Consider the following 13,790-nt stretch of genomic DNA (forward strand, 5'->3'; position numbering starts at 1 on the left):
CTTCGCCGTCCGCAGCTAGCGTTTCGCCCGGTGCAAGCACCTGACGCAGCAAGCGGCCCATCGCAACCCGCACCACGTTTCGTGACGATCGCGAAACGTCCCTCACGGTGGCACGGGCTGGGCGGACATATAACGTAAATCGGAATTCCGGTAAAGAGAAATATTTTCGATTATGGGGCTTGACACGATTCCGGCAAACCGAAGTGATTTGCCCGCCCGTGTCGGATTTGCAACATTCCTCGCCGGCCTTTCGCACAGGCGTCTCCACATCGTCATGGCCGGGCTCATCCCGGCCATCCACGACCTTTCTCGCGGCACAAAGAACGTGGATGCCCGGGACAAGCCCGGGCATGACGAGTTTGTGGCAAGCATGCCGATAAAGGCAATCCGCATATGCGATTGCCCTGCCACCAAGCCGGAGGCAAATCCCGTCGCCGACAATTTGAATCATTCTCGAGACAACCGATGCCCGCAATTTTCACGCGTTGGCACTAAACGCGTAATCGTTACTCCTACTCGCGCCGCAGCGGCGGCGATTCCCGACGAGACCCGACATGACGATGTTCTATTCCCTGATCGACGAAGTCCAGAACACGACGGAAGCGGGGGCGACCAAAAGACAGCTGAAGGCGCTCAAGCGCATCACGGATCTGTTCCACGCCGGCTCCGGCCGCTATTCGAAGCAGCAGATCGAGCTGTTCGACAACATATTCAGGACCGTCGTCGGCGTCATCGAACTGAGGATCCGGGTCAAGCTCGCCCACCATCTGGCAACCGACGCCAATGCGCCCGCAACGCTGGTCAGGGCGTTTGCCTTCGACGACGCCGTCGCCGTCGCAGCTCCCGTTCTCAGCCGGTCGACCGCGCTCAGCGAAGCGGACCTCATTCTCTGCAGCGGCACGCAGGGCCAGGGGCACCTGCATGCGATCGCGCAGCGGCAGACGATCAGCGAGGCGATCACCGAGTTGCTGATCCAGCGCGGCGAACCCCGCGTCGTCCACGCCGTGGCGAAGAACCCGGGCGCACGCATTTCCGAGCACAGTTTCGGCGAGCTCGTCGTGCGATCCGGCGGCGATGCCCAGCTGGCGCTGCACGTCGGGATGCGGCACGACGTTTCCCGGCATCATCTTCTCAGGATTCTCGAAACGGCCTCCGCCACCGTATGCCGCAGGATCGTCACGGCAAACCCGCAACTGGCGGACGCCGTCAAGGGCGCCGTGACCGACGTCATCGACGACATCAACCTCGAGCTTCGCAACGGCTCCGAGGAGCACGCGAAGGCGAGGAACAGGATCAGGCGGCGCAAGGACTGGAAGGAACTCGGGGAAACCGACGTTCACGCCGCTGCGCGTGCGCAGGACTTCGAAAGGACGGTCGCGGCGCTATCGGTCCTCGCGAGCTGCCCGATCGAAATGGTCGAACGCGCCGTTCTCAACGAGAACCCCGGCGCGGTGCAGATCGTCGCCAAGGCGGCAAGCTGCTCCTGGGCGACCGCCAAGGCCCTGCTGCTGATGAAGGCGGCAGACCGCAACCTGTCCAGGATGGATCTCGACCGCGCGCGCGAAAACTTCGAGCGGCTGGAAATCCGCACCGCAAGACGCGTGCTGGAATTCTACGAGGCGCGCCGCGAGATCGGCGCTCAACCGAGCCCGCCGATCGCAGCGGCGGAAGCGAACGCGAGGGCTGCCGTGGGGTAGGCTCGCCCTCGCCCCAAGGTTATCGCATTTGAACGAGAACCCTGCAGGCCGTGCCTTTGCGGCACATCCTTCGAGACGGCCGCCTTTGGCGGGCTCTCAGGATGAGGTTTCTCTTCGCGGTGAGCTCTTAGACCCTCATGGTGAGGAGCGCCGCTTGCGGCGCGTCTCGAACCATGCAGGCCGAGCCGCCACACGCCATATGCGATTGCCTGCCCGGCACTCGCAGCACAGGTTGAGCGTCTGCCTTTCGAATTCCGGCGGATCGACCGAGAAACCCGTCGTGCCCGGCGGCGACGGGGTCCGCCTGCGTCTCAACCTGCCTTGCGAGCGTCCTCGCCCAGATGCCTCTGCAGCTGCGCGGTCCGCTGCCGGACGAGCGCGGGCGTATCGTACGGACCGGCGACATAATGGGGTTTGCCTTCCCGGCCGAACTGAAAGACTGCGTCGCAGTCGTCCGCATTCACCTCGCCGAACAGGCGCTCTACGACAGGGAAGTCCCGGTGCGGCGCGAATCCGAAGGAGGCCGACCATGCCGCGGCATCGCGCAGCAGCCTGCGGGCGTAGGCGGGATCGACGGGGATCATGCGCTGTGTGTCACCCGTCCGTTCCATGTAGAATTCGAATTCGTCGTCATCGAGCTGCTCGAACATCACGTTCTTGACGCCGAGACAGAACACGTCGACGAGGAACGAACCCATGGTGACGAGATGTGACGTAGCACCGCGGGCGATGACCACGGTACCGATACCGTCCTCGAACAGGGCTTCGCTGACATAACAGTGCTGAACCGGCAGGCCAGCGGCGCGGGCCACCCGGGCCGGCAAGCCGGCCTCCAGAGCCTCGGCCCGCCGCTTCTCCGTCACCTGCTGCTTCCGCTTTTGCGCCTTCCGCGCGCGCTTCTGCGCCATGTTGACCGCCATGTCCGGGGCTCCTGCGACTCGGCGGATTTCTGCGCATGATACAGCTGCAGATTCCACTTTTGGGAGCGGGCGGCTGCCAATAAGCTGGGGACACCTTTCGACCGAGACCGTCCGGCGGAACGGAATCCGCCGACACTGCGGTGAGCCATGACGCCATGAACGTTGCTGCCGACGACTTGCTGACGATGTCCGACGCCGAGTTGCTGCGCGCCTATCACGACGCGCGGCGGCAATTCGCCGAGATGAAGTTCGCGCGCGACACGCATCGCGCACGCTTGGCCTGGGTCAGGGCCAAGATGTTCGTCGGCGGCGCCGGCGGGGTGACCGAGCGCAACATGGTCATCGACGTTTCGGAGGAGATCGCCAAGAAGGGGCAGGAGCTGCGCGAAATGACCCGCGATCTCGACTTGCTCAAGGCCGACATCGATCTGATCGGGATCGTCATCCGGATGCGCGGCGCATCGGCACCGGCCGGCGGACATGGCGAAGACGCAAGCGAAAGCGATGCCGAGCACGAGAGCCAGGAAACGGCGGGGCATTAGCGGCGCATGAGAATATCGGGAGTCCGTCGGCTCGGAGCCAGATTATCGATAATACCCCTTGGCTTCCGCTAATCTTGACCGTTTTGACCCCAGATTATTGACAACTGGCCTCCCGCCGGGCATGCTTCTCCCATAAAACAAGCGCTCCGCTCCCGCCCATGGGAGCGCCGGCGCCGGCCATCCGGCCGGCGCAGGGCACGCGCACCAGGGAGGGGTAGTCCATGCTCGACGTCAGCCGGAGGATGCTGTGCGCCGCCACGCTCGCGGCAATGCTTGCGCTTGCGCCGGAGGCCCAGGCGCAGAAGCGCGAATTCACCTTTGCCTACGACCAGCCCAAGACCAGCGGCTATGGCGCCGCCGCCGAGATGTTCAACAGGAAGCTCGGCGAATTGAGCAAGGGCACGCTTTCGATCAACCAGTATCCCAGCGCCCAGCTCGGCACCGAAGCGCAAACCATGCAGAAGGTGCAGACCGGCGACATCGATTTCGTGCTGCTGTCGACCGCCAACGCCTCGACGGCGCAGCCGGAATCCGGCGTGTTCTCCATCCACTTCATCTTCCGCGACGAGGCCCACGCCATCAAGGTGCTGGGCGACCCCACGGTGATCGCGGCGATGAAGGAGCTTTATGCGGCCAAGATCAAGGGCGCGCACATGCTCGGGCTCGGCTCGCAGGGGCTGCGGCACATCTACGGCAAGAAGGCGGTGCAGAAGGTCGCCGACCTCAAGGGCGTCAAGGTGCGCGTGCAGGCGACCGTGACGGAAGACACGCTGTTTCCGGCCTACGGCGCCCAGGTCGTGCACATGCCGTTCGGCGAGGTCTACACCTCCTTGCAGACCGGCGTCGTCGACATGGCCGAGAACGGCATCAACAACTACCTGATCAACAAGCATTACGAGCCGGCGCCGGTGCTCTCGCTCACCGAGCACGAGGCCAACAACGCCGCGCTGTTCGTCAGCGACAAGGCCTGGTCGAGCCTCTCCGACGAGCAGAAGAAATGGGTGCAGGCCTCAGCCGACGAGATCTCGAAGAACGAGCCGGCGATCGCCTTCAAGCTCGAGCGCGAGGCGCTCGCGAAACTGGAGAAGATGGGCGTCAAGATCGTCAAGGACGTCGACAAGAGCGGCTTCCAGCAGGTCTCCAAGCCGATCCAGGACAAGCTCGCCAAGGACCTCGGGCCGCACGCGGTCAAGGTGCTCGATCTCGTGCGCAACGTGAAATAGCGGCTTAGCGACCGCCGGACGCGGCAAGCGCTTCCGCTTCCCGCGTCCGGCTTCGCGCGCGCTCCTTTTGGACAGCTTCATGCGTTTCGACAGCCTCGTCCTGGACGATCAGCGCCACCTGAAATGGCGCGCGCTCGATCCGATCGAGCAGGTCCTGATGATCCTGTGCGGCATCTGCATCAGCGGCTTCAGCACCGTCGTGCTGCTCGATGTCGTCACCCGCGCGATCGGCACGCCCTGGCTGCTGGCGCAGGAAGTGACGATGACGTTCTTCGTCTACGGGATCTTCGCAGGGGTCGCCGCCGCCACGCGCCGCAACGACCACCTTTATCTGGCGGTGCTGGCGGAATCGATGACCGGCACCAAGCGGCTGGCGTTCGAGTTGTTCAACCGCACGGTGGTGCTCGCGGTCGCGATCTGCATGACCTGGTACGGCTACGTCAATTTCCTCGACGGCTTCAAGAGCCTGCGCATGCCCTCGATGACGCCGCTGGCCAGCCTCTACATCGCAGTGCCCATCTGCGGCGCGCTGGTCGCCCTCTTCACCATCGAGCAGATGGTCAACGGCTTCCGGCACGGCTTCGCCGATCCGAAAGGCGCCCCCGATCACGAGAGCATCGGGAGCGAGGCGCTGTGACCACCAACGGCATGCTGATCGCGCTGATGGGCTTCCTGTTCCTGTTCCTTGGTTACCTCGGCGTGCCGGTGGCATTCGCGCTGATCGCGGCGGTGATGATCGTCACCATCTTCACGCCGGTCAGCCAGGCCTCGATGATCGCGCAGCTGTTCAACGGCATGGACGTCGAGGCGCTGCTGGCGGTGCCGTTCTTCCTGCTGGTGGGCGAATTGATGACGTCGGCCAACGTGACCATCCGGATGATCAACCTGGCGCAGGTCATGGTCGGACACCTGCGCGGCGCCCTGGCGCAGGTCGTGACCTTGTTCAGCATGTTCTTTGCCGGCGTTTCCGGCTCGTCCGCGGCCGACGTTGCCGTGCTCAGCCGCACGCTCGCGCCGGAGATGGCGCGCGAGGGCTACGACAAGGCCTTCACCGCCGCGCTGATCGCTTCCGCCGCGACGATGGCCAACCTCATTCCGCCCAGCATCATGGCGGTGGTCTACGGCGCCACCGGCAACGTCTCGATCGGCGGGCTGTTTCTCGCCGGCGTCGTTCCCGGCGTGCTGATCGGCCTCGGCCTGATGATCTTCAGCTTCCTGCTCGGCCCGGTCGGCGTGATGCGCCAGCGGGCCACCTTCGGCATGTTCTCCACGGCGGTGAAGCGATCGGCTGTCCCCATGATGATCCCGCTCATCATCATGGGTGGCATCCTCACCGGCAAGTTCACGCCGACCGAGGCCGGCGTGATCGCGGTCGCCTACATCCTGTTCGTGGCGATCCCGCTCCTGAACATCGGCCACCTGCGCAACCTGCCGCACGACATGGCGATGACGGGGCTGCTCTATTCCATCCCGCTGATCACCATCGGCGCCGCCTCGATGTTCGGCTGGATGCTGGCTTACCTGCGCGGGCCCGCGGTGGTGTCGGAATGGATCGCCAGCGCCGCCGGCGGCGATCCGGTCACCATCATGCTGCTGCTGGTGCTGCTGTTCATCATCGTCGGCGACTTCATCGACGCGATCCCGGCGATCATCATCTTCATGCCGCTGATCATCGACCTGACCCAGAGCGCGGACATCAACCCGGTGCACATGGGCGCCGTCATCATCACAACGCTGGCGTTCGGCCTGATCACGCCGCCCTACGGCCTTTGCCTGCTGATGGCGGCGAAATTCGTCGGCGTCAAATTCTCGCGCGCCATGATCGTCTCGCTGCCGATCTACCTCGTGTTCTTCGCCGCCATCGCCTTCACGATCTATTTCCCGGAAGTCGTGCTGTGGCTGCCGAAGCAGTTGCTGCCGCAATCGGTCGGCTGCTTCCCGAAGCCCGACGGCGGGGGCTGGATTTGTCCGTGAGGGCGTGAGGGGCGGAATCAGCGCTACGACGCGCAGTCCATGCTTGAAAGGCGGTAGGTAATGTTACCGCGCTCATCCTCAATCACGTAATCAGCGGACATCGAAGCGAACGCTGATTCTCCTGTCTCAAACGCTTCTTCAAGCGAATTGAAGTTGCTTCGAGGACTGAATTGATGATTCCCGGGCAGCTTGCCTCATCCTTGAGAGCACTGGATCGGTTTCAGAATCGAGGCGTCGATACCAACGAATTCCGAACCAGACCACGACGCATACAAACAAGGCGAGAGTTGCGTAGACGACGAACATTATGGATTCGCCTTGAAGAATGCGCGAGCGAATCCGGGTGGTGTGATAGCTCGAGCTGCAACGCGCAGTGCGCCAACTGTTGGCGGAATTGCACCGTCGCGCTGTGGTTCGCTCCAGGGACTATCGTCGACGTTCTCGGATTAGGGCCCCGCAACTCCCCGATCTTGCGCGCCGTGAACGATAGACACGATGACGACTTCCTCGCGGTCTTCGTAGACCTTGTAGACAATGATGTACGGCCATTCGAGAAGCTCGCGCGTGCCTTCAACGAGACCGGGGCGCCCCATATAGGCCAGTCCGGGACTGCCCAACCGCATGACCTTGTCCTCGATGCGCGCGATCATGTTCAGAGCGGCTCGCGGGTTGTCCTTGGCGATCCAGGCAAAGACGCGATCCAGTTCGTCGCTGGCGGCGGGCTCGAACGTAACCTTCATGCTCAAGACGAGCGGAAGCGCTTGAAGACTTCTTCGGCGGGGATCGTTTGCGGGCTCGGGCTGGCAAGCCGCCGTCGGACCTCTGCGGCCTGCTCCGCGGTCAGCCGCAGCGCACTGCTGTCCTGTTCTTCCATCAGCTCGACCATATGCGCCACGTCCGCCTGCCGCTCCGGCGGCCACGTCAGTACGCGATCCAGGATTTCCTTCAGCTCGGCTTTGGTCATGCTCGAATGATAGCACATCCAGCATTCAACTCACAGCCGGTCGAAGTGGCCGGTCGAAGTGAGATTGCGGCGGCGTGGTGCCCAAGGGCGGAATCGAACCATCCGGCTTCACCCTTCGGGCTACGCCGGGACGAGCTTTCGCGTGGTGAGATTGTTGGCTACGGCAGCACTGAAAATGATGGTGCCCAGGGGCGGAATCGAACCACCGACACTGCGATTTTCAGTCGCATGCTCTACCAACTGAGCTACCTGGGCATGCCGCGGAAGGGGCCTTTCGGCCATATGCGGGCGGGCGGTTTATAGTGGGGTCGGCCTCTCCTGTCTACCCACCCCGTAAATCGTATGAGACCGTGAATCGCCGCAAAATCAGCTAGTTGCGATGTTGGGGGCGCGCTCGATCAAAAAACCGCCGTCATGGCCGAGCTTGCCGCCCTACTCCGGGTCCTCCTCGCCTTCGCGGGCGGGGATGGCGTAGGAGCCGGAGAGCCAGCGGTTGAGATCGACGTCGCGGCAGCGGTCGGAGCAGAACGGCCTCGACGCCGCGGCCGCGGGCTTGCCGCAGATCGGGCATGGCTTGGCGGGTTTGGCGGCGGCGCCGGGTTTGGCGGGATTATCGGCCATCGCGCAACTCTACATGGAGAACGAGATAACGCGCGCGGCGGAATTACGCTCCCGTCGCCGCGGCGTTGAGCCAGCCGAAGCGGATCGGAAAGCCCTCGCCGCCAAGCAGCGTGCAGCTCTCGTAGAGCGGCAGGCCGACGACGTTGGAGTAGGAGCCGACCATCTTGACCACGAAGGAGCCGGCTATGCCCTGCACGGCATAGCCGCCGGCCTTGCCGCGCCATTCGCCGGAGCCGATATAGGCTTGGATGTCCTCTTCGGACAGCCGCTTGAAGCGCACGCGGGTCTCGATCAGGCGCTGGCGGAAGGCCTCTTTCGGCGTGACCAGGCAAATCGCGGTGTAGACGCGGTGGTTGCGGCCCGAGAGCAGCCGCAGGCACTGCGCGGCCTCGTCCACCAGATTGGCCTTGGGCAGAATGCGGCGGCCGACCGCGACCACGGTGTCGGCGGCGAGGATGAAGGCGCCGCGCAGGTCGTCGTCGAGCTGCACCGATTTCAGCGCCGCGTCGGCCTTGGCGCGCGCGAGGCGATTGGCGCAGGCGCGCGGCAGCTCGCCCCGTCGCGGCGTCTCGTCGACGTCGGCCGGCCGCAGCGCATCGGGCTCGATGCCGGCCTGGTTGAGCAGCGACAGGCGCCGGGGCGAGCCGGAAGCAAGTACGAATTTGGGACTGCCGAGCATGCGGGGTGTTTGGCGGAGGAATCGAGGAGGCGAACGCGCGCGGAACCTATCGGATGGGGGCTGCTTTCACAACCGGGGAACTCGCCGTCGCCCCTGCGACCCGGCTACGCCAAGGCTTCGCCGCGGTTATGGCTGAGGCGCGCCGAAGCTTTAGCGAAGGCGGCAGGCAGGGGCCCATACGCCGTGAAAGCGCGGTTTTGGGAAGTCTTCGTGGCAATATTGCGCTTCGATGACAACGGCCGGTGGCTATGGGTCCCTGCGCCCGTGCGCAATTGCGCACTAGGCAGGGACGACATCGAGTTTGCTTCACTCGCTCGCGGCGCCCGCCCTGGCGAAGCGGCGGCGGATGCGCATCAGGAGGACGTCGCAGACCTCGCGATAGGCCGACAGTTTCTGCTCGCGGGTGCCTTCGGTGTCGGTGGGGTCGGGCGTCGGCCAGTATTCGACGTCGGCGGCCATCGTGCGCGTCAGCTCCAGCGCCTTGTGATGCGCCTCCGGCGACAGCGTGATGATGAGGTCGAAATTGAGCCCCTCCCAGTCGTCGAGCTCCTCGAAGGTCATCGGCTTGTGGGCGGAGATGTCCTGGCCGAGCTCGGCCATCACGGCGACCGCAAAGGGATCGAGCTCGCTCTTCCTGACGCCTGCGGATTTCACGTAGAGGCCTTGCGGAAACATCTGCTTGAGCAGGCTTTCGGCCATCGGCGAGCGCACGCTGTTGAGGCCGCAGGCGAACAATACGGCTTGCGGATTGCGCGCGCGCGGCGCCTCCACCGTCACGAGTCTTTCGTTTGGCGCATGGCCTTGTCGGAAAACCGCTGCACACTTTTCCGGGCCATGCGCTACCCCTTCCAGTGAAGCACGCAGATCAGCGTGAACAGCCGGCGCGCGGTTTCGAAATCGACCCGCACCTTGCCCTTCAGCCGTTCCTGCAGCGTGCGCGAGCCCTCGTCGTGGATGCCGCGGCGGCCCATGTCGATGGCCTCGATCTTGTCCGGCGTCGCGGTGCGGATCGCCTGGTAGTAGCTGTCGCAGATCATGAAGTAGTCCTTCACGATCCGCCGGAACGGCGTCAGCGACAGCAGATGCGCCACCACGGGCGTGCCGCCCTCCTGGCGGATGTCGAACATCAGGCGGTTGCCTGTGATCGCGATGTGCAGCGTGTACGGCCCTTCGGCCGCGCTTTCGGGAGCGAACAGGTTCTGCTCGATCAGGTCGTAGATCGCGATCGCGCGCTCGTGCTCGATGTCGGGCCCGGAACGGCCGATCGATTCCTCGTCGAGCGTGACGGCGACGATGCGGTTGTTGGCGTCCGGATCGGTGGGCTTGCCGGTCATGACAGGTTGAGCCGCAATCCGACGGAACGGGAATGCGCGTCGAGCCCCTCGGCCTTGCCGAGCGTCATGGCGGCGGGGCCGAGTGCGCGCAGCTGGTCGGGGCCGCATTTCAGGATCGAGGTGCGCTTCATGAAATCGAGCACGCCCAGCCCTGAGGAGAACCGCGCCGAGCGCGCGGTCGGCAGCACGTGGTTGGAGCCGCCGACATAGTCGCCGATGGCTTCGGGGGTGTGGCTGCCCAGGAAGATCGCGCCGGCATTGCGGATCTTTTTCGACAGGGCTTCCGCATCCGCGGTCATGATCTCGAGGTGCTCGGCGGCGATGGCGTTCGCGAGCTGAGCGGCCTGGTCGAGATCGTCGACCATGATGACGGCACCGAAATCGTTCCAGGAGGCGCGCGCGATTTCCGCGCGCGGCAGCGTCTTGAGCTGGCCTTCGACGGCGCGCTCGACGTCGGCGGCAAGCCGCGCGCTGTCGGTGATCAGGATCGACTGCGCGCTGGCATCGTGCTCGGCCTGCGCCAGCAGATCGGCGGCGATCCAGTCGGCGTTGCCGCTGTCGTCGGCGATGACGAGCACTTCGGAGGGCCCGGCAATCATGTCGATGCCGACCTTGCCGAACACGAGCCGCTTGGCGGCGGCGACATAGGCGTTGCCGGGGCCGACGATTTTTGCCACGGGCGCAATGGACGCTGTGCCATGGGCCAGCGCGGCCACGGCCTGTGCGCCGCCGACGCGGTAGATCTCGGACACGCCAGCCAGATGCGCCGCGGCCAGCACCAGCGGATTGAGCTTGCCGTCGGGCGCCGGCACCACCATCACGACGCGCGGCACGCCCGCGACCTTGGCCGGCACCGCGTTCATCAGCACGGAAGACGGATAGGCGGCGGTGCCGCCGGGCACATAGAGGCCGACGGCGTCGACCGCGCTCCAGCGCCAGCCGAGCTCGATGCCGAGGGAATCGACGAAGCGCTCGTCCTTCGGCAGCTGCCTGACGTGGAAGGTCTCGATGCGGTCGCGGGCGAGCGAAAGCGCCTCGACCGTTCCGGAATCGCACGCCTTCACGGCGGCCTCGATCTCGGCGGCGGTGACGCGCAGGCCCGCGGCGTCGATCTCGAGCCGGTCGAATTTCCTCGTGGCCTCGATCAGTGCGGCATCGCCGCGCGCAGCGACGTCCTCGACGATGGCGCGCGTCGCCTTTTCCACGTCGGCTGAAACCTCGCGCTTGGCCGCCAGAAAGGCGGCGAATCGCTGGTCGAAGTCGGCGCTGTTGCGGTCGAGGCGGACGGGCATCGGTGGCTTTCTTGGGGGATTTTCGGCCTAAAGCCTCAATGGCGCGGCTGGGGTGCTGCCGTCAACCCTCGCATGCCCCGTGTCCGCAGCCCGTAGGGTGGGCTAAGCGCAGGAGCCCACCATGCCGCCCCGACCCGGCAAGAATGGTGGGCACGCTTTCCGCTCTGCCCACCCTACAATTCCTGCCGTAACCCTCGGGAGTCAGGATGCCGCCCGCGCCTGCCCGATATCGCCCGTCCCCAAGTCGTCCGAACCGAGGTCGGTCAGCTCGCACTCCAGGCATTCCACGTCGAGCCGCAGCGCGCCGCCATGGCTGAACATCAAAAGGGCACAGCCGCCGGGGGCTTCGCCCGGGCAGAACTCGATGCCGACCAGCTCGAGCAGGGTTTCCCTGGCCTGGGGGTCGATGTTGCGGCACTTGCAGGCCAGCACCCGGTCGAAGCGGAGCGCCGATATCAGCCGGCGCGGTGAGGGCTCGCCGGCCAGCGCCTCCTCCCAGTCCAGCCGGTTCAACCCGATCACCAGCCGTTTCTGATCCTGCCGCCAGATGATGTCGGATGTCTGGATGCGGGCCTCCTGGACATGCGCCGAGATCACCGCGAGGTCGTCGGCATCGAGCGCGATCAGTTTGAGCGGGGCGTGCATGACCCGCTTGAAATGTGCGTTGTCGCCCGCCGATGCAAGGCCGGGTTCCCGGTCCAGTTCCGGATCAGGCGGGGTGGAATCGCCTGACCGCGCGGAAGGTCATGAAGGCGAAGAAGGCCGCCACGACGAACTGCACGACACCGAACACCGGTCCGGCCGGCGGCACGCCGGGGGCGATCGCATGCAGCGGGGGGATCTTCAGGAAGGACTGGATCACCAGCACGAAGGTGTTGAGATAGAGCGCGACCAGCGCCGTGACGACATAGATCAGGCGCCAGCGGCCGGAGAGATTCCGGCTGTACAACGCGATGCAGGCAATCGCCAGCAGCAGCAGCGAGAGAATTCCGATCGCGTGCGACGGCAGGAATTTGTCGGTGAGGAACGGCGGGATGATGAAGCCGGTGACGTTGGTGAGGATCGTCAGCAGCAGGAAGACCGCGGTCAGCCCCGGCACGCGCTCGGAGCCGAGCATCCTGAACATCACGACCAGACCCGCGGCGATTGCAACCAGGCTGATCGCCACATGCACCAGAACCAGCGTATCCATGTGGCCTGCTCCCCATTGAGACCTGCGCTTCAGGCTACGACGGACGGAAACAGATTCCCACATGCGACAGCGGGCACCTTGCGCAATCCAGCCATGTCTACAACCTGCGAGGGTGTGCGGCGGCGGGCGCCGTCAAGCCGTCATGCTTCGCCCGACTCGAAGAAATTCATCTCGACGCCGCCGGTGGCGAATTTCTGCACGTCGGCGACCGCCGCCTGGCCTTGCGGGCTGCCGAAGGCGCTCTGGATGGCGGCGACATTGTCGAAGGTCAGCGTGGCGATCAGGTGAAACGGCGAGGGACCGGCCGGCGTGATCACCGGGCCGCGGCTGACCTGGTATTTGCGCACGCCCGGAATCTTCCAGGCGAGCGGCACGTGGGTCTCGAAATAATACGTATCGAACGCCTTCGGGTCGGCAGGCGTCCTGTAGCAAACGATGATCTGGGCGGCCATGGCGCATCCTTCCAGTTCGCGCAAGCGTTTGAGCATGATCTCGTTCGGAAAACCGCTTCACACTTTTCCGGATCATGCCGAGCGATACGCGAATTCACAGCGCGGGTTTCGCCGTGTCCGCCAGATATCCGTGCAGCGTCGCCACCACCTGCGCGCCCTCGCCGATCGCACCGCCGACGCGCTTGACCGAGCCGGAGCGCACGTCGCCGACCGCGAACACGCCGGGCACCGTGGTCTCCAGCGGCGCGGCCTGCCGGTTGCCGCTGCCTTGCGCCGGCACGCCGGTCAGCACGAAGCCGGCGCGGTCGACCCGGACGCCGCAGCCGTCGAGCCAGGAGGTCGCGGGATCGGCGCCGACGAACAGGAAGAGATTGCTGACATCCAGCGTGTCCACCTCCGGCGCAAGGCGGCTGCGCCAGCGCAGCCGCATCAGGCCGCCATCGGCATTGCCCTCGAGCGCGATCACCTCGGCGTTGAAGATCGGCTCGATATTCGCCGTCGCCTCGATGCGCTCGATCAGATAGCGCGACATGCTGGCGCCAAGCCCGCCGCCGCGGATCACCATGTAAACCTTCTTCGCGTGAGCGGAGAGGAACACCGCGGCCTGCCCTGCGGAATTGCCGCCACCGACCAGCACGACGTCCTGGTCGGTGCAGAGCCTCGCCTCGATCGGCGACGCCCAGTACCAGACGCCCTTGCCCTCGAATGCGGCAAGGTTCTCGATCTCCGGCCGGCGATAGCGGGCGCCGCTCGCCACCACGATCGAGCGGGCACGCAGCGTTCTTCCGCATTCGGTGGTCAGTGCGAACAGGCCGTCATCGCGGCCGCAATCCAGCGATTTCGCCGACACCGGGATCAGCATCTCCGCACCGAATTTCTGCGCCTGGTTGAAGGCGCGCC

Annotated in this window: 17 protein-coding genes and 1 tRNA gene; 5 read left to right on the forward strand and 13 right to left on the reverse strand. The window is 65.1% G+C overall.

Annotation, left to right across the window (positions count from 1 at the left end):
* Positions 1-554 precede the first annotated feature (554 nt).
* Positions 555-1,697, forward strand: coding sequence for a DUF2336 domain-containing protein (locus ACT4OC_RS30715; protein WP_444842821.1), 1,143 nt, complete (start codon positions 555-557; stop codon positions 1,695-1,697).
* A 311-nt stretch (positions 1,698-2,008) separates the two neighbouring features.
* On the opposite strand, the gene ACT4OC_RS30720 is transcribed toward ACT4OC_RS30715, so the two are convergent.
* Positions 2,009-2,605 (reverse strand): hypothetical protein, encoded by a 597-nt coding sequence (locus ACT4OC_RS30720; RefSeq protein ID WP_444842822.1) that lies wholly within the window; start codon positions 2,603-2,605, stop codon positions 2,009-2,011.
* Positions 2,606-2,772: 167 nt separating this feature from the next.
* Here ACT4OC_RS30720 and ACT4OC_RS30725 point away from each other — a divergent pair, with 167 nt between their 5' ends.
* The 4 genes from ACT4OC_RS30725 to ACT4OC_RS30740 all read left to right on the forward strand — a co-directional run bounded on the left by ACT4OC_RS30725 (position 2,773) and on the right by ACT4OC_RS30740 (position 6,356).
* Positions 2,773-3,159, forward strand: coding sequence for a hypothetical protein (locus ACT4OC_RS30725; RefSeq protein ID WP_444842823.1), 387 nt, complete (start codon positions 2,773-2,775; stop codon positions 3,157-3,159).
* A 221-nt stretch (positions 3,160-3,380) separates the two neighbouring features.
* Positions 3,381-4,382 carry a TRAP transporter substrate-binding protein gene (locus tag ACT4OC_RS30730; protein ID WP_444842824.1) on the forward strand — a complete coding sequence of 334 codons (1,002 nt, stop codon included), beginning with the start codon at positions 3,381-3,383 and terminating at the stop codon, positions 4,380-4,382.
* Positions 4,383-4,461: 79 nt separating this feature from the next.
* Positions 4,462-5,019 carry a TRAP transporter small permease gene (locus tag ACT4OC_RS30735; RefSeq protein ID WP_444842825.1) on the forward strand — a complete coding sequence of 186 codons (558 nt, stop codon included), beginning with the start codon at positions 4,462-4,464 and terminating at the stop codon, positions 5,017-5,019.
* Between the two features lie 26 nt (positions 5,020-5,045).
* Positions 5,046-6,356, forward strand: a complete 1,311-nt coding sequence (locus ACT4OC_RS30740; protein WP_444842836.1) for a TRAP transporter large permease — start codon at positions 5,046-5,048, stop codon at positions 6,354-6,356.
* 446 nt (positions 6,357-6,802) lie between these two features.
* On the opposite strand, the gene ACT4OC_RS30745 is transcribed toward ACT4OC_RS30740, so the two are convergent.
* The 12 genes from ACT4OC_RS30745 to ACT4OC_RS30800 form a co-directional block, all read right to left on the reverse strand.
* Positions 6,803-7,096, reverse strand: coding sequence for a type II toxin-antitoxin system RelE/ParE family toxin (locus tag ACT4OC_RS30745; RefSeq protein ID WP_444842826.1), 294 nt, complete (start codon positions 7,094-7,096; stop codon positions 6,803-6,805).
* A gap of 2 nt (positions 7,097-7,098) precedes the next feature.
* Positions 7,099-7,320, reverse strand: coding sequence for a hypothetical protein (locus tag ACT4OC_RS30750; protein WP_444842827.1), 222 nt, complete (start codon positions 7,318-7,320; stop codon positions 7,099-7,101).
* Positions 7,321-7,499: 179 nt separating this feature from the next.
* Positions 7,500-7,575, reverse strand: a tRNA-Phe gene (locus ACT4OC_RS30755).
* 177 nt (positions 7,576-7,752) lie between these two features.
* The gene (gene yacG, locus ACT4OC_RS30760; RefSeq protein ID WP_444842828.1) at positions 7,753-7,941 is read right to left on the reverse strand and encodes a DNA gyrase inhibitor YacG; all 189 of its coding nucleotides are present in this window, start codon (positions 7,939-7,941) and stop codon (positions 7,753-7,755) included.
* Between the two features lie 43 nt (positions 7,942-7,984).
* The gene (locus ACT4OC_RS30765) at positions 7,985-8,620 is read right to left on the reverse strand and encodes a Maf-like protein (protein WP_444842829.1); all 636 of its coding nucleotides are present in this window, start codon (positions 8,618-8,620) and stop codon (positions 7,985-7,987) included.
* 306 nt (positions 8,621-8,926) lie between these two features.
* Positions 8,927-9,391 (reverse strand): arsenate-mycothiol transferase ArsC, encoded by a 465-nt coding sequence (locus ACT4OC_RS30770; protein WP_444842837.1) that lies wholly within the window; start codon positions 9,389-9,391, stop codon positions 8,927-8,929.
* A gap of 68 nt (positions 9,392-9,459) precedes the next feature.
* Positions 9,460-9,954, reverse strand: coding sequence for a UPF0262 family protein (locus ACT4OC_RS30775; protein WP_444842830.1), 495 nt, complete (start codon positions 9,952-9,954; stop codon positions 9,460-9,462).
* Positions 9,951-11,246 carry a histidinol dehydrogenase gene (hisD, locus tag ACT4OC_RS30780; RefSeq protein ID WP_444842831.1) on the reverse strand — a complete coding sequence of 432 codons (1,296 nt, stop codon included), beginning with the start codon at positions 11,244-11,246 and terminating at the stop codon, positions 9,951-9,953. Before hisD ends, ACT4OC_RS30775 begins: the two co-directional genes overlap by 4 nt.
* Positions 11,247-11,447: 201 nt before the next feature.
* On the reverse strand, positions 11,448-11,891 hold the full coding sequence (locus tag ACT4OC_RS30785; protein WP_444842832.1) for a DUF2948 family protein: 444 nt from the start codon (positions 11,889-11,891) through the stop codon (positions 11,448-11,450).
* 64 nt (positions 11,892-11,955) lie between these two features.
* Positions 11,956-12,438 (reverse strand): hypothetical protein, encoded by a 483-nt coding sequence (locus ACT4OC_RS30790; RefSeq protein ID WP_444842833.1) that lies wholly within the window; start codon positions 12,436-12,438, stop codon positions 11,956-11,958.
* A gap of 140 nt (positions 12,439-12,578) precedes the next feature.
* Positions 12,579-12,890: an EthD family reductase gene (locus ACT4OC_RS30795; protein WP_444842834.1), complete on the reverse strand. Its 312-nt coding sequence runs from the start codon at positions 12,888-12,890 to the stop codon at positions 12,579-12,581.
* A gap of 94 nt (positions 12,891-12,984) precedes the next feature.
* Positions 12,985-13,790 (reverse strand): NAD(P)/FAD-dependent oxidoreductase (locus ACT4OC_RS30800; RefSeq protein ID WP_444842835.1); only part of this gene is annotated, 806 nt, incomplete at its 5' end.

Source organism: Bradyrhizobium sp. (assembly GCF_052389815.1).
Classification (GTDB): domain Bacteria; phylum Pseudomonadota; class Alphaproteobacteria; order Rhizobiales; family Xanthobacteraceae; genus Bradyrhizobium.